This window comes from Sphingomonas sp. MMS24-J45 (assembly GCF_044881195.1).
Lineage (GTDB): Bacteria > Pseudomonadota > Alphaproteobacteria > Sphingomonadales > Sphingomonadaceae > Sphingomonas.
On record NZ_CP173255.1, the window covers coordinates 400,942 to 415,294 of the forward strand.

The window sequence follows — 14,353 nt, forward strand, 5'->3', positions numbered from 1 at the left end:
CGGTCGCGACATTCGCGCATCGCGACTCGTGGATCAAGCCGGTATTTTTACGGTGGTTAAATTCGGATGACAGAGCGTCCGGCATACAGCGCAGCGCCCTCCAACTCCTCCTCGATACGGATCAGCTGGTTGTATTTCGCCAACCGATCGGAGCGCGCGAGGCTGCCCGTCTTGATCTGTCCGCAATTGGTCGCGACAGCCAGATCGGCGATCGTTGCGTCCTCGGTCTCACCCGAGCGATGTGACATGACCGCGGTATAGCCCGCCCGTTGCGCCATCGAAACGGCTTCGAGCGTTTCGGTGAGCGTACCGATCTGGTTAACCTTGACGAGCAGCGAGTTGGCGTAACCGCCCTCGATCCCGCGCTTCAGGCGCTTGGGATTGGTCACGAACAGGTCGTCGCCGACGAGCTGGACCTTGTCTCCGACCAGGTCTGTGAGCGCCTTCCAGCCCTCCCAATCGTCCTCGCCCATGCCGTCCTCGATCGAAAAGATCGGGTAACGGCGCGTCAGGTCGGCGAGATATTCGGCCATTTCGTGACTCGAGAGGCTCTTGCCCTCGCCCGAAATCTCATAGCGGCCGTTCTTGTAGAACTCGGTCGCCGCGCAATCGAGCGCGAGCATCACGTCGTCACCCGGCGTGTAGCCCGCAGTCTCGATCGAGCGCAGGATGAATTCGATCGCTTCGTTGGTCGAGGCGATGTTGGGCGCGAAGCCGCCTTCATCACCGACGGACGTCGCGAGGCCCTTTTCGTGCAGCGCTTTCTTGAGGGTGTGAAAAATCTCTGACCCGCAACGGACCGCTTCGACCATCGACGTCGCGCCGACGGGCACGATCATGAATTCCTGGAAATCGATCGGATTGTCGGCGTGTTCGCCGCCGTTGATGATGTTCATCATCGGCACCGGAAGCACATGCGCCGAGACGCCACCGACATAGCGATAGAGCGGCAGGGTGCGCGCATCGGAGGCCGCCTTGGCGACCGCAAGGCTGACGCCGAGGATCGCATTCGCACCCAGACGGCTCTTGTTCTCGGTGCCGTCGAGTTCGATCATCGTCGAATCGATCTCGCGCTGATCCTCCGCCTCCAGGCCGATGACGGCCTCGGCGATCTCGCCGTTCACCGCATCGACCGCAGCCTGGACGCCCTTCCCGCCCCAGCGGCTCTTGTCGCCATCGCGCTTTTCGACCGCCTCATGCGCGCCGGTCGAGGCACCCGACGGCACCGCCGCGCGGCCAAAACTGCCGTCTTCCAGCATCACGTCGACCTCGACCGTCGGGTTGCCGCGACTGTCCAGGATCGTGCGGGCGTGAATGTCGATGATTGCGGTCATGGAACGATCCTTCTAACTGTCAGAGACAAGGTTGCGCGTGCCTCTATCGGCTAAGTCTCGCGCCCGCAATTCGTGGCGGGAATGGGAACTAGGACAGGCGCTTACCGGTTACGTGTTTTCGATCATCAACGAAGGGCGCTTGTCATGGCTACCACCCCCGAATCCGCAAACACATCCACCGCGACCGAACATCTGAACGCTGCTGCCAAGGCTGCTGGCTCCGCTGCAGACGAGACCGCAAAGGCAACCGTCACCGCATCGCAGCTGTTGAAGGACAGCGCCGCCAAGATCGGTAAGGAAGCGGTCGATCGCGCCAAGACCTACGCCGAGGACCGGAAGGCCGCAGCCGGCGGCGCGCTGGACGAGATCGTCAAGATGATCAACGACGCCGCGGGCACCGTCGATGAAAAGCTGGGCGACCAATATGGTCAGTACGCCCGCACCGCAGCGGACAAGGTCGCCGGTTTCTCCGAGGGTCTGAAGGCCAAGGAACTCGACGATCTGATCGAGGACGCGCGCGGTTTCGTGCAGAAGAGCCCGGCAATCGCGATCGGCACCGCAGCGGCACTTGGCTTCGTGTTGGTCCGCCTGATCCAGTCGGGTCTTGCCGCAGAGTCGCAGGACAAGGCCTGAGCCTGAACGTCCGGGGGCGGCGATGAACGACGTGGAACGCCAGGGGTCGGCTGAGGAAGAGGGCCTTGGCGCGCTGTTTTCGCGCGTCATCGCCGATGCTGAAAACCTCGCACGGGCCGAAATCGAGCTGCAGAAGGCAAAGATCGTTGCGCGTATTGACGATGCGCGCAACGGCGTTTTGCTGTTGCTGGCCTCGGTCGCGACCGGCTCGGTTGCGCTGACCGCGCTGGTCGTCGGCGTCCTGATGGTGCTGACCCCGCTGGTCGGCCCCGGGTTAGCGACCGCAATCGTGGTCGGCACGCTGCTGCTACTGTCGGCGCTGCTCGGCTGGCTCGCAATGCGCCACTTCAAGCTGCTGTTCGGCGCGTCGGAGGACGCATCGTGACCGGGCGCGCGATCGGGGCGCGGCTGGCGCGGGCACAAGCGCGCAGCGAGGCGGCGCGGGCACGCTTGGCGGACACGCTCGGCACGCTGCAACGTCGCACGACCCCGCGCGCTCTGGCGCAGGATGTCGCGGAAACGCTGCAAGTGCGCGGCACCGCCGCGATCACCGAGGCGATCGAAGTCGCGCGCCGCAAGCCCGTTAAGATCGGCCTGATCGCAGCGATGCTCGGCCTGTTCGCCGCCCGCCGTCCGATCCTGCGCCTGCTGCGTCGGCGGAGCAGCGCCCTTACGCCATCATCTTCAAAAGGAGCCAAGACATGACCGTAGCGAAAGGTGCGAAGCCGCGCGCCGCCAAGGCCGCTGCTGCCGTCCGGTCCTCCGCCACCAAGGCGGCCACCGCCACGACCGAAACCGCGCGAGATTTCGCGCGCAAGACGGCAGCTGGCGTCGAAGCCAATCCGGTCGGCGTTCTCGCAGGCGGCATCGCGCTCGGCGCCGTGATCGGTGCGCTCGTCCCGCGCAGCAAGCAGGAAGCGAAGCTGCTCGCGCCGGTCGGCAAGCGCATCAGCGACACGACGCGCGGCGCGATCGACGCAGCGAAGGACACCGCAAAGGCCGAATTCGACGTGCTCGGATTCTCGCGCAATGCCGCCCGCGATCAGGTCGGCAAGATGCTTGGCGGCGTGATCAAGACGCTGGCAACGGCGGGCACTGCAGCGGTGCTCTCGGCGAAGGCCAAGCCCGCCGCCGAACCGGCCCCGGCCCCCGCGGCCACACCGGAAGCGGCCGCGGGGCCGAAAACCACCGCCAAAAAAGCGAAAACGCAGGCGTAATTTTTTAGGAAAGGTTCCCGAAAGGCAGCCCCGCCCCTAAGATGGGGCCAGACCAGTCATGCCTATCGGGACCAGAATTTCATGAGCAAGCTCCACCTCGTTTTCGGCGGCCGCGTATCCGATCCCCGCACGCTCGACTTCGACGATCTCAACTCGATCGAAATCGTCGGCGTGTTTCCGGACTATGCCAGCGCCGAAAAAGCCTGGCGCGCCGCCGCGCAGCGCACCGTCGATGACGCCGAGATGAAGTTCGTGGTGGTGCATTTGCATCGGCTGTTGCAGCCGGATCTGATTGCGCCGGGGGCTGGCGCGTCGGCGTAGCTTATTTGGGCACAGAAGGTATCCGACACGGGAGTAAATCCCGTGTCGTCGGTCGGCGCTTGGGCGCCGCCGGCCGTAAGCGGCTAATGCGCGCGCGATTAGCGTTCGCTAATCGCTTGCCGCCGCTTAGATAAATTCGATCTTTGACACGACGTAGTAACGATCGCCCGATGGCACCGTCACCTCGACCTCGTCATCCAGCTTGCGCCCGATCAGCGCGCGACCCAGCGGCGAATTGTACGAAATCCGCCCGCCCTTGGCATCGGCTTCGGTCTGGCCGACGATCTGATACTTGACCGGCTTGTCGTCTTCATCGAGCAGCGTGACCGTCGCGCCGAACACGACCTTGTCGCCCGACAGTTCCTTCGGATCGATGATCTGCGCGCGCGAGAGCTTGTCCTCGATATCGCTGATCGACGCTTCGATCTGGCCCTGCCGTTCTTTCGCCGCGTGATATTCGGCGTTTTCCGACAGGTCGCCGTGCGCGCGGGCTTCTTCGATCGCATCGACGATCAGGGGACGCTCCGCCTTCAGCCGCTTGAGATCCGCATTGAGCCGATCATGGCCCTCTTGCAGCATCGGCATCTTGTCTACGGTGGCCATCCCTGTCGTCCTTCGTCTTCAAAATCACCCGGTTGGCCGGCCCGAATGGACCCGCCCGCACGCTGTTCTCATTTGGGGGATTAGGTGTGCGAGGTGGAATAATAGGATTGCAGCGGCTTGACTTCAAGGCTCCGTGTCGAAAGCGCCACGATTGCGCGCGCCGCCTCCAGGCTGGCAGGCGCCGTGGTGAAATAGGGAATCTTGAGCGACAGCGCAGATCCGCGGATCGGGGAGCTGTCCTTCAGGCTCTGCCACCCCTCGGTCGTGTTGAAGATCAGATCGATCCCGCCGTCCTTGATCCGGTCGACAATGTGGGGCCGCCCCTGCGCCACCTTGTTGACGCGCTCGACGGTCACGCCCTGCGCGGCGAGATAATCGGCCGTGCCGCCCGTAGCGACGATCGTGAAGCCATGGTCCGCGAGCGTGCGCACCGCGGGCAGGATGACGGACTTGTCGCTGTCCTTCACGCTGACGAACACCGCGCCACCCTTGGGCAGGACGGTGCCCGCGCCAAGCTGCGATTTGGCGAAGGCGAGCGTGAAATCGGGGTCGATCCCCATCACTTCGCCGGTGCTCTTCATTTCGGGCGACAGCACCGGATCGACGCCGGGGAATTTGTTGAACGGGAAGACCGCTTCCTTGACCGCATAATAGTCGATGTGGCGGTCGATCGCAGGAAGGTCGGCGAGCTTCTCGCCCGCCATCACGCGCGCCGCGATCTTGGCGATCGGCGCGCCGATTGCCTTGGCAACGAACGGCACGGTGCGGCTGGCGCGCGGGTTGACCTCGATCAGATAGACCAGACCATCCTTCACCGCGAACTGGATATTCATCAGCCCGACGACCGACAGCGCCTTTGCCAGAGCCACCGTCTGCCGCTCGATTTCGGCGACCACTTCGGTCGGCAGCGAATAGGGCGGGATCGAGCAAGCCGAGTTGCCGGAATGGACGCCCGCCTCTTCGATATGCTGCAACACGCCCGCAACGGTGACATCGGTCCCGTCCGAGATCGCATCGACATCGACCTCGACCGCGTCGCGCAAATATTGGTCGATCAACACCGGGGAATCGCCCGACACCTGCACCGCGGTCTGGATATATTCCTCCAGCTGCGGGCGCCCGTCGACGATCTCCATCGCGCGCCCGCCAAGCACATAGCTCGGGCGCATCAGCACGGGGTAGCCGATCCGCTCCGCCACCGCGACGGCCTCTTCGCGGCTGCGCGCGATACCGTTGGCGGGCTGGCGCAGGCCGAGCTTGTTGACCAGCGCGGCGAAGCGTTCGCGGTCTTCGGCCAGGTCGATCGCATCGGGGCTGGTGCCGAGGATCGGAATCCCTGCATCCTGCAAAGCCTGCGCCAGATTGAGCGGGGTCTGCCCGCCGAACTGCACGATCACGCCGTGCAAGCTGCCGTTCGACATTTCGACGTGCAGGATTTCGAGCACGTCCTCGGCGGTCAGCGGTTCGAAATACAGCCGGTCGCTGGTGTCGTAATCGGTCGACACCGTCTCCGGATTGCAATTGACCATGATCGTTTCATAGCCAGCGTCGCCCAGCGCAAAGCAGGCATGGCAGCAGCAATAATCGAATTCGATCCCCTGCCCGATCCGGTTCGGCCCGCCGCCCAGGATCACGACCTTCTTCCGATCGGTCGGCTGGCTCTCGCATTCGGGTTCGCCGAAGCTCGGGGCTTCATAAGTCGAATACATGTACGGCGTCCTGGCATCGAATTCCGCCGCACAGGTGTCGATCCGCTTGAACACCGGCCGCACGCCGAGCTTGTGGCGCAGCGCGCGCACCTCCGCCTCGGTCGTGCCGCCGGTCATCGCCTGCACCACATCGCGGATCAGCCCGCCGCGCGCCATAGGGCGCTCACGCAGGTTTGCCGATTGCACCGCCAGGAAGGCGAGCCGCTTGTCGCTGAAGCCCATCGCTTTCAGACGCCGCATCCCCGCCGCATCGCGCGGCAGGCCGCCCGTCGCGACTTCCTGCTCCGCCGCGACGATCTCGGCGAGGCGTTCGATGAACCACGGGTCGAACTTCGCCAGCGCATGGACCTCGGCCACCGTGAAGCCCTCGCGCAACGCCTGCGCCGCGACCAGCAGCCGGTCGGGCGTGGCGACGGCGAGCGCCGCCTCGATCTCCGCGCGCGGCGCCCCGACCAGGCGATCGACCATGTTGAAGCCCGACAGGCCGGTCTCCAGCCCGCGCAGCGCCTTCTGCATCGATTCGTGGATGTTGCGGCCGATCGCCATCACCTCGCCGACCGACTTCATCGCGGTCGACAGCACGGCTTCCGCACCCTTGAACTTTTCGAAGGCGAAACGCGGGATCTTGGTGACGACATAGTCGATCGTCGGCTCGAACGACGCCGGGGTCGCGCCCGTAATGTCGTTCATGATCTCGTCGAGCGTGTAGCCGACCGCAAGTTTGGCCGCGACCTTGGCGATCGGGAAGCCGGTCGCCTTGGACGCGAGCGCCGAGGAGCGCGACACGCGCGGGTTCATCTCGATCACGATCAGGCGGCCGTCCTTGGGGTTGACCGCGAACTGCACGTTCGATCCGCCCGTCTCGACGCCGATCTCGCGCAGGCACGCGATGCTCGCGTTGCGCATGATCTGATATTCCTTGTCGGTCAGCGTCAGCGCGGGGGCGACGGTGATGGAATCGCCGGTGTGGACGCCCATCGGATCGACATTTTCGATCGAGCAGATGATGATGGCATTGTCGGCGCGGTCGCGCACGACTTCCATCTCATATTCCTTCCATCCGATCAGCGATTCCTCGATCAGCACTTCGGTGGTCGGCGACAGGTCGAGACCGCGCCGCACAATCTCCAGGAATTCCTCGCGGTTATATGCGATGCCGCCGCCCGACCCGCCCATCGTGAAGCTCGGGCGGATGATCGCGGGCAGCCCGGTCTTCTCCAGCCCCGCCAGTGCCTCCTCGACCGAATGCGCGATCGCCGAGCGCGCGCTTTCCAGGCCGATTTTGGTCATCGCGTCCTTGAATTTCAGCCGGTCCTCCGCCTTGTCGATAGCCTCGGCATCAGCGCCGATCATCTCGACCCCGAATTCCGCCAGCGTCCCGTCGTTGAACAGCGCCAGCGCGGTGTTCAGCGCGGTCTGGCCGCCCATCGTGGGCAGGACGGCGTCGGGCCGCTCCTTCTCGATGATCTTTCGCACGATCTCGGGCGTGATCGGCTCGATGTACGTCGCATCGGCCAGCTCAGGATCGGTCATGATCGTCGCCGGGTTCGAATTGACCAGGACGATGCGATACCCGTCCTCCTTCAACGCCTTGATCGCCTGCGTGCCCGAATAATCGAACTCGCACGCCTGCCCGATGACGATCGGCCCCGCGCCGATGACGAGGATGGAGGAAATGTCGGTGCGTTTCGGCATGTTACTCGGTTCCGTCCTCGCCAGTGCCGTCCTCAGCGGTACAGCCCCAGCCGTCATATTCCACGTCATACGCCTGCGCGATCTGCTGGCAGAGCTTGGTCAGCCCCTTGATCGCGGCATCGTCGGTGGTCTGCGCGCGCATCAGGAACAGGCACATGTCGCCCTCCTCATCCTCTTCGCGCTCGATCACGTCGAAGCCGAGCGAGCCGGCCTCCTCTTCGAGTCTGTCGAGCGCTTCGTCATCACCACGGAACGACACATCGACCGGGCGCACGATTTCGGCGCGATCGCCCGCATCACGCAGCGACTGCAGCACGTCCTTGTCGGCGGCCCATTCCTCTTCGAGGCGTGCGGGGGAGACTTCGGGGAGGGTCATGGGCAAAATTCCAATAGATACGAACAAAGACTTAGGGCCATCCGAATATAAGCTTGATTATATGCTTACAAATTTCCGCAATTGCCGCAGCACTTGACTTCTCCGAAACCCATTTAAGTGTACTAGTAGCTTGCGCACGAAGCGCACCCAACCTCACAAATGAGCCACTCCAAATCGTTTTTAGCGCAGATATTTCAACCAACGCAGCCTGGCGTTCGTCCGGATGTTCGGGAAAAGCCTCATTATTGGTTCGAACTTGATCCTCAAGGCTTTCAAGCGCACGCCTAACTTCGATGACCTCGGCCGAGTTGTGATTTAATGATACAACGCCCTCGGCTACCGGAACACGATCTGTTTCTATTTTCCGCTGCGCAGCCGCAATTTTCTCCGCCTCTAAAATTCCTGCATGGGTCAATCGAAATATAGCAATTCTGTTTTCAAAGTTCTCAATAAGCTCATCATTAGACAAGTTCTGTATTGCGCGCGCCAAAAACTGAGGCGAGACCTTAAGAGACATCAACTGGTCAATCTTAGAGGCCGGGAGATGCGTGTCTAATGAAGCAGAGTGCAAATGGTCAAAGAGAGCCAACAAAATATCTTGCTTGGCAGCATTCAGACTCGGCTTGCTCTCGACGCTCATAACATCCCCACAAACCGCTCGAACAGATACAGGCTGTCCTGCGGCCCGGGGCTCGCCTCGGGGTGATATTGCACGCTGAACGCCGGGCGGTCGGTCAGTTCGATCCCCGCGTTCGAGCCGTCGAACAGCGACACATGCGTCTCGCGTGCGGTGGCGGGTAGGCTGTCGCGTTCGACCGCGAAGCCGTGGTTCATGCTCGTGATCTCGACCGCGCCGTCGCTGAGGCGCTTGACCGGATGGTTGGCGCCGCGATGGCCCTGGAACATCTTGGTCGTTTGCCCGCCGACTGCGAGCGCGAGCAATTGGTGGCCGAGGCAAATGCCGAACAGCGGCTTGCCCGTCTCCAGCAGCTTCTGAATGACGGGTACGGCATAGACGCCGGTCGCCGCCGGGTCGCCCGGACCATTCGACAGGAAAATGCCGTCGGGTTGGAGCGCCATGATGTCGTCGAAGCTCGCCGTCGCGGGGACGACCGAAACCTCAGCTCCAGCCTTAACAAGGTTGCGGAAGATATTGCGTTTGCTGCCATAATCTACCGCGACGACATGCGGGCGGCGCGGTGCCAGGTTGGCCTTGTGGGTGGCACTTTCGGCACTTTCGGCCTCGCCATATCCCGCCCCGAGCCGCCATACGCCACCGTCGCCCTGCCCGCCCCAGCCGTAATGCGTCTGCGTCGTCACCGCGATCGCCAGGTCCATGCCCTCCAGCCCCGGCCACGCCTGCGCCTGCGCCAGCAGTGCAGGCACATCGAACTCACCCGACGCGGAATGCGCGATCACCGCGTTGGGCGCGCCGCCACCGCGAATGCGCCGCGTCAATGCCCGCGTGTCGACGCCCGACAGACCGATCCGCCCGTGCTTCGCCATCCACGCATCGAGCCGCTCGACGCTGCGGAAATTGCTCGGTCCCGTCACATCCTCGCGCACGATCATGCCCAAAGCGTGCGGATCGTTCGCCTCGATATCATCCGGGTTGGCGCCGACATTGCCGATATGCGGGAAGGTGAAGGTGATCATCTGCCCGGCAAAGCTCGGGTCGGTCATGATCTCCTGATAGCCGGTCATGGCGGTGTGGAAGCACACTTCGCCGACTGCCGACCCTTCCGCGCCGAAGCCGCGGCCCCATACGACCTCCCCCGTTGCGAGCACCAATACGCCGGTGGCTCCGTCAGGCGCGGTCACAGGTTTGGCGTCGGCCATTGCGGCGGGCACTCCTCAGGTTCGTCAATGTCGCTAAGCGCTGCCGGTTAGAAGGCGATGCGTCCAAGGTCAATCTGAAAGGGGGGCGCCGATCGGATAAACCCGCTAAAGTCGCCCACCACCAAAAAGGACCGAGAATGATTCGCGACGACATCAAGGCAGCGCTCATCACCGCGATGAAGGGGGGCGACAAAGCCGGCACCGCGACGCTGCGCCTCATCCAGAGCGCGATCAAGAACCGCGACATCGAGGCACGCGCGCCGCAATCACGCGACGGCGTCGCCCCTGCCGACGACGATACGTTGGTCGTCGAAGTGCTGCAGAAGATGATCAAGCAACGCCGCGAATCGATCGACATGTTCGTGAAGGGCGGCCGCCAGGAACTCGCCGACAATGAAGCCGCAGAAGTCGCGGTGATCGAACGCTTCCTGCCGCAACAGATGGACGAAGCAGCGACCGCAGCGGCGATCGAGGCGATCAAAGCGGAGCTTGGCGCCACCGGCATGAAGGACATGGGCCGCGTGATGGCGGAACTGAAAGCGCGCCACGCGACGACGCTGGACATGAGCAAGGCGAGTGCGGCGGTTAAGGCGGCGCTGAGCTGAAAATGTCGTGGGCGGTTGATCCTATGCGCAACTGTCCGCCCTCCCGCTCGCGGGAGGGGGAGTGACGAGCCATGACTCTCTCCCCCAATTCCTCGACGAGCTCCGCAGCCGCACCCTCCTCTCGGCGCTGATCGGGCGCACCACGAAGCTGCAAAAGGCCGGCCGCGAATGGCGGGCGTGCTGCCCGTTCCATAACGAGAAAACCCCGTCGTTCTACGTCAATGACGACAAGGGCTTCTACCATTGCTTCGGCTGTTCGGCGCATGGCGATGCGATCCGCTGGATGACCGATCAGCGCGGTCTGCCCTTCATGGATGCAGTGAAGGAACTGGCGCAGGCGGCGGGCATGGAGATGCCCGCAATGGACCCGCGCGCCGCCGAGAAAGCCGAGGCCGCCAAGGGCCTGCACGAGGCATGCGCCGATGCCGCCGGCTGGTTCACCGAACAATTGAACGGCATCTCAGGCGCCACCGCGCGCGACGTGCTCGCCAAGCGCGGCATAAAGCCTGAGACGGCGCGCGCCTTCGGACTCGGCTTCGCGCCGGACTCCCGCAGCGGGCTCAAGACCGCGCTGAAGGACTATGGCGATCCGCTGCTGGTCGAGGCGGGGTTGCTGATCAAGGTCGAGGAGAAAGCGCCCTACGATCGCTTCCGCGGCCGCCTGATGATCCCGATCCGCGATCCGCGCGGCCGCACGATCGCGTTCGGCGGGCGCATCATCGGGGATGGCGAGCCGAAATATCTCAATTCCCCGGAGACGCCGCTCTTCGACAAGGGCCGCACGCTCTATAATCTCGACAAGGCCGCCCCAGCCGCGCGCAAGGCCGGGCGGCTGATCGTGGTCGAGGGCTATATGGACGTCATCGCGCTGTCACAGGCGGGTTTCGGCGAAGTGGTCGCGCCGAATGGGACTGCGGTGACCGAGGCGCAGCTTGAACGCATGTGGCGCCTGAGCGACGTGCCGATCCTGTGCCTCGACGGCGACAGCGCCGGACAGAAGGCCGCGATCCGCGCCGCGCACCGCGCCATGCCGCTGCTCGCGCCGGGGCGCAGCCTCGCCTTCGTCACGCTGCCGCAAGGGCAGGATCCCGACGATCTGGTGCGCACGAAAGGCCCAGCGGCGTTCGAGGCGCTGCTGAAGGAGCCCGAACCGCTAGTCGACCGGCTGTGGGCGAGCGAACTCGCCGCGGAACCACTCGACACGCCCGAACAGAAAGCCGGTCTCAAGGCGCGGCTCGCGGAACTCGCCAAGACCATCGCAGACCAGAACGTCGCGCATGAATATCAGGCCGAATTCCGCCGCCGGTTCGACGAGACGTTCCGGCCGCAACGTAAGGCGTTTGAACCGCGTTCTCCGTTCGTCCCGCAGGCCCGCGGTGGCCGCAAGGCCGGTCAGCCGTGGAAGCCGCCGATCACGCCGCCCGGCGAGGGCGCAAAGAGTATCGGCACCGGCGGCATCGATCGCATACTTGCCAAGGCAGTGCTTGCCGGGTTGATCCGCCATCCGGCCGAAATCGCGCGCCACATGGAAGTGCTGGGGTCGCTCAAACTCGCCGATCCGACGCTCGGTCGGCTGTTCGAAGCGGTGGTCGATGTGGCAGTGGAGGATGCCCATGAAAACATGGCGCTTGATAGTCAGCGCCTCCTTACCATATTGGCCTCATCTGGATTTGATATAATCGCGCACGAACTGCTGCGGGCCGACCAAATATCGTGTTCGTTCACAAGGAGGGATGCCGAACCGGCGCGGGCACGCGAGGACCTCGATGAGGCCATCGCGATCCTGGTCGCTCGGCCGGAAGTGGATGCGGCGCTGGCTGCGGCGACGGCGATGATGCAAACGCACTATTCGGATGAGGCATTTGAGCGGCAAGTGTCGCTTGTAAAAGAAAAACAGGCTCTGGAAGCGCGGCTTGCAAATCTGGTGCAGGCGAACGAAGACGCCAGGGCTTTTAGTACCGAGGGCAATTGATGGCGAAGACGGACATGGCGGACGCGAACGAAACCATCGAAGGTAGCGATGCGCCGCTGATCGATTTGAACGACGCGTCGATCAAGAAGGTGATCGCCCGCGCGAAGAAGCGCGGCTACATCACCTACGAGCAGCTCAACGAGGCGCTGCCGCAGGGCGAGATGTCGTCCGACCAGATCGAGGACATCAGCTCCGCTCTGTCCGAAATGGGCATCAACATCGTCGAGAATGACGAACAGGGCGAGGATGGCGACGACGCCGCCAAGGCCGAGGACGAGGACGATGCCGAGCCGGTCGATGCGTCCGAAGACGCCGGCCCAGCGCTCGACGTAAAGAAGAAGGAAGTCGTCGATCGCACCGATGACCCGGTGCGCATGTACCTGCGCGAGATGGGCGCGGTCGAACTGCTGAGCCGCGAGGGTGAAATTGCCATCGCCAAGCGGATCGAGGCCGGTCGCGACACCATGATCCTCGGCCTGTGCGAATCGCCGATCACCTTCAACGCGATCATCGATTGGTCGACCGCGCTCAACGAAGGCACGATGCAGCTGCGTGAGATCATGGATCTCGATGCGATGCTGTCGAAGGACCCGGCACCCGAATCGCTGACCGACGACGACGCCGAAAATGGCGGTGAGATCAGCGAAAAGACCGCTGGCCCGTCGTTCAAGGAAGAAGCCGAGCCCGAGGAGGCCTCCGCCGACGAGGACGAGGATTCGATGACCGAGCGGCGCGCCCCGCGCCCGTCGGACGACGAGGAAGAGGACAACACCCTCAGCCTCGCGCAGATGGAGGAGCAGCTCAAGCCGATCGCGCTCGAACGCTTCGCCAACATTACCGCTCTCTACAAGAAGTTCAGCAAGGTTCAGCAGACTCGGCTCGACGCGATGGCGGCGGGTGGCGAGCTGTCGGCGGCTGACGAGCGCAAATACCAGAAGCTGCGTGAAGAACTGACCGCCGAGGTCGAGAGCGTCCAGTTCCACAACGCCAAGATCGAATATCTGGTCGATCAGCTCTACGCCTTCAACCGCCGCCTGACCGCGCTCGGCGGGCAGATGCTGCGCCTGGCGGAGCGTCACAAGGTGTCGCGCAAGGACTTTCTCGAGCGCTACATCGGACATGAGCTGGACGAACAGTTCCTGCCGTCGGTCGCCAAGATCGACAAGAAGTGGACCGCGTTCGTCACGAACGAGAGCGAAGCCGCCGATCGCATCCGCGTCGAGATCAGCGAGATCAGCCAGGCGACCGGCATGGCGCTCACCGAGTTCCGCCGCATCGTCAATATGGTGCAGAAGGGCGAGCGTGAGGCGCGTATCGCAAAGAAGGAAATGGTCGAGGCCAATCTCCGTCTCGTGATCTCGATCGCCAAGAAGTACACCAATCGCGGCCTGCAGTTCCTGGATTTGATCCAGGAGGGCAATATCGGCCTGATGAAGGCGGTCGATAAGTTCGAATATCGCCGCGGCTACAAGTTCAGCACCTACGCCACCTGGTGGATCCGTCAGGCGATCACCCGTTCGATTGCCGATCAGGCGCGCACGATCCGTATCCCGGTGCACATGATCGAGACGATCAACAAGCTGGTCCGCACCAGCCGCCAGTTCCTCCACGAGCAAGGCCGCGAGCCCACGCCCGAGGAAATGGCCGAGCGCCTGAGCATGCCGCTCGAGAAGGTGCGCAAGGTTATGAAGATCGCCAAGGAGCCGATCTCGCTCGAAACGCCGATCGGCGACGAGGAAGACAGCCACCTGGGCGATTTCATCGAGGACAAGAACGCGATCATCCCGGTGGACGCGGCGATCCAGGCGAACCTCAAGGAAACGGTCACCCGCGTCCTGGCGAGCCTCACCCCGCGTGAGGAGCGCGTGCTGCGCATGCGCTTCGGCATCGGCATGAACACCGATCACACGCTGGAAGAAGTCGGCCAGCAATTCTCGGTGACGCGCGAGCGTATTCGCCAGATCGAGGCGAAAGCGTTGCGTAAGCTCAAGCATCCGAGCCGCAGCCGCAAGATGCGCAGCTTCCTCGACCAGTAAGCCCACCGGCGGT

14 protein-coding genes are annotated in these 14,353 nt (G+C 63.5%); 8 read left to right on the top strand and 6 right to left on the bottom strand.

Annotation, left to right across the window (positions count from 1 at the left end):
* Positions 1 to 56: 56 nt before the first annotated feature.
* Entirely contained in the window at positions 57 to 1,334 is a 1,278-nt protein-coding gene (gene eno, locus AB5I39_RS02090) for a phosphopyruvate hydratase (RefSeq protein ID WP_404370501.1), read from the bottom strand.
* 144 nt (positions 1,335 to 1,478) lie between these two features.
* Between eno and AB5I39_RS02095 the strand changes: the two genes are divergently transcribed.
* The 5 genes from AB5I39_RS02095 to AB5I39_RS02115 all read left to right on the top strand — a co-directional run bounded on the left by AB5I39_RS02095 (position 1,479) and on the right by AB5I39_RS02115 (position 3,505).
* Complete coding sequence (locus AB5I39_RS02095) at positions 1,479 to 1,967, top strand: hypothetical protein (protein WP_404370504.1); 489 nt, start codon at positions 1,479 to 1,481, stop codon at positions 1,965 to 1,967.
* Positions 1,968 to 1,989: 22 nt separating this feature from the next.
* Positions 1,990 to 2,352, top strand: coding sequence for a phage holin family protein (locus AB5I39_RS02100; protein ID WP_404370507.1), 363 nt, complete (start codon positions 1,990 to 1,992; stop codon positions 2,350 to 2,352).
* Entirely contained in the window at positions 2,349 to 2,672 is a 324-nt protein-coding gene (locus AB5I39_RS02105) for a hypothetical protein (RefSeq protein ID WP_404370510.1), read from the top strand. The genes AB5I39_RS02100 and AB5I39_RS02105 overlap by 4 nt, the downstream gene beginning before the upstream one ends.
* Complete coding sequence (locus AB5I39_RS02110) at positions 2,669 to 3,184, top strand: hypothetical protein (protein ID WP_404370513.1); 516 nt, start codon at positions 2,669 to 2,671, stop codon at positions 3,182 to 3,184. Before AB5I39_RS02105 ends, AB5I39_RS02110 begins: the two co-directional genes overlap by 4 nt.
* A gap of 81 nt (positions 3,185 to 3,265) precedes the next feature.
* A complete protein-coding gene (locus tag AB5I39_RS02115; protein WP_404370516.1) occupies positions 3,266 to 3,505 on the top strand; it encodes a DUF4170 domain-containing protein in 240 nt (79 codons plus the stop codon).
* Positions 3,506 to 3,631: 126 nt separating this feature from the next.
* Here the strand turns inward: AB5I39_RS02115 and greA are convergent, their stop codons facing one another.
* The 5 genes from greA to carA all read right to left on the bottom strand — a co-directional run bounded on the left by greA (position 3,632) and on the right by carA (position 9,727).
* Positions 3,632 to 4,108 carry a transcription elongation factor GreA gene (greA, locus tag AB5I39_RS02120; protein WP_404370519.1) on the bottom strand — a complete coding sequence of 159 codons (477 nt, stop codon included), beginning with the start codon at positions 4,106 to 4,108 and terminating at the stop codon, positions 3,632 to 3,634.
* An 80-nt stretch (positions 4,109 to 4,188) separates the two neighbouring features.
* Positions 4,189 to 7,512 (bottom strand): carbamoyl-phosphate synthase large subunit, encoded by a 3,324-nt coding sequence (carB, locus tag AB5I39_RS02125; protein ID WP_404370522.1) that lies wholly within the window; start codon positions 7,510 to 7,512, stop codon positions 4,189 to 4,191.
* Between the two features lies 1 nt (position 7,513).
* Positions 7,514 to 7,888 (bottom strand): ribonuclease E inhibitor RraB, encoded by a 375-nt coding sequence (locus tag AB5I39_RS02130; protein WP_404370525.1) that lies wholly within the window; start codon positions 7,886 to 7,888, stop codon positions 7,514 to 7,516.
* 31 nt (positions 7,889 to 7,919) lie between these two features.
* The gene (locus tag AB5I39_RS02135; RefSeq protein ID WP_404370528.1) at positions 7,920 to 8,528 is read right to left on the bottom strand and encodes a hypothetical protein; all 609 of its coding nucleotides are present in this window, start codon (positions 8,526 to 8,528) and stop codon (positions 7,920 to 7,922) included.
* Complete coding sequence (gene carA, locus AB5I39_RS02140; protein ID WP_404370531.1) at positions 8,525 to 9,727, bottom strand: glutamine-hydrolyzing carbamoyl-phosphate synthase small subunit; 1,203 nt, start codon at positions 9,725 to 9,727, stop codon at positions 8,525 to 8,527. The genes AB5I39_RS02135 and carA overlap by 4 nt, the downstream gene beginning before the upstream one ends.
* 137 nt (positions 9,728 to 9,864) lie before the next feature.
* Between carA and AB5I39_RS02145 the strand changes: the two genes are divergently transcribed.
* From AB5I39_RS02145 to rpoD, 3 genes are all read left to right on the top strand, one after another.
* Complete coding sequence (locus AB5I39_RS02145; protein WP_404370533.1) at positions 9,865 to 10,332, top strand: GatB/YqeY domain-containing protein; 468 nt, start codon at positions 9,865 to 9,867, stop codon at positions 10,330 to 10,332.
* A 61-nt stretch (positions 10,333 to 10,393) separates the two neighbouring features.
* The gene (gene dnaG, locus AB5I39_RS02150) at positions 10,394 to 12,304 is read left to right on the top strand and encodes a DNA primase (protein WP_404370536.1); all 1,911 of its coding nucleotides are present in this window, start codon (positions 10,394 to 10,396) and stop codon (positions 12,302 to 12,304) included.
* A complete protein-coding gene (gene rpoD, locus AB5I39_RS02155; protein WP_404370539.1) occupies positions 12,304 to 14,340 on the top strand; it encodes an RNA polymerase sigma factor RpoD in 2,037 nt (678 codons plus the stop codon). Before dnaG ends, rpoD begins: the two co-directional genes overlap by 1 nt.
* Positions 14,341 to 14,353 lie beyond the last annotated feature (13 nt).

Bases quoted from the DNA above. Each gene is read 5' to 3' on its own strand.
- eno (WP_404370501.1), bottom strand. From the start codon at position 1,334: ATGACCGCAATCATCGACATTCACGCCCGCACGATCCTGGACAGTCGC.
- AB5I39_RS02100 (WP_404370507.1), top strand. From the start codon at position 1,990: ATGAACGACGTGGAACGCCAGGGGTCGGCTGAGGAAGAGGGCCTTGGC.
- rpoD (WP_404370539.1), top strand. From the start codon at position 12,304: ATGGCGAAGACGGACATGGCGGACGCGAACGAAACCATCGAAGGTAGC.
- greA (WP_404370519.1), bottom strand. From the start codon at position 4,108: ATGGCCACCGTAGACAAGATGCCGATGCTGCAAGAGGGCCATGATCGG.
- AB5I39_RS02095 (WP_404370504.1), top strand. From the start codon at position 1,479: ATGGCTACCACCCCCGAATCCGCAAACACATCCACCGCGACCGAACAT.
- carA (WP_404370531.1), bottom strand. From the start codon at position 9,727: ATGGCCGACGCCAAACCTGTGACCGCGCCTGACGGAGCCACCGGCGTA.
- AB5I39_RS02115 (WP_404370516.1), top strand. From the start codon at position 3,266: ATGAGCAAGCTCCACCTCGTTTTCGGCGGCCGCGTATCCGATCCCCGC.
- carB (WP_404370522.1), bottom strand. From the start codon at position 7,512: ATGCCGAAACGCACCGACATTTCCTCCATCCTCGTCATCGGCGCGGGG.
- AB5I39_RS02130 (WP_404370525.1), bottom strand. From the start codon at position 7,888: ATGACCCTCCCCGAAGTCTCCCCCGCACGCCTCGAAGAGGAATGGGCC.
- AB5I39_RS02110 (WP_404370513.1), top strand. From the start codon at position 2,669: ATGACCGTAGCGAAAGGTGCGAAGCCGCGCGCCGCCAAGGCCGCTGCT.
- AB5I39_RS02145 (WP_404370533.1), top strand. From the start codon at position 9,865: ATGATTCGCGACGACATCAAGGCAGCGCTCATCACCGCGATGAAGGGG.
- AB5I39_RS02135 (WP_404370528.1), bottom strand. From the start codon at position 8,528: ATGAGCGTCGAGAGCAAGCCGAGTCTGAATGCTGCCAAGCAAGATATT.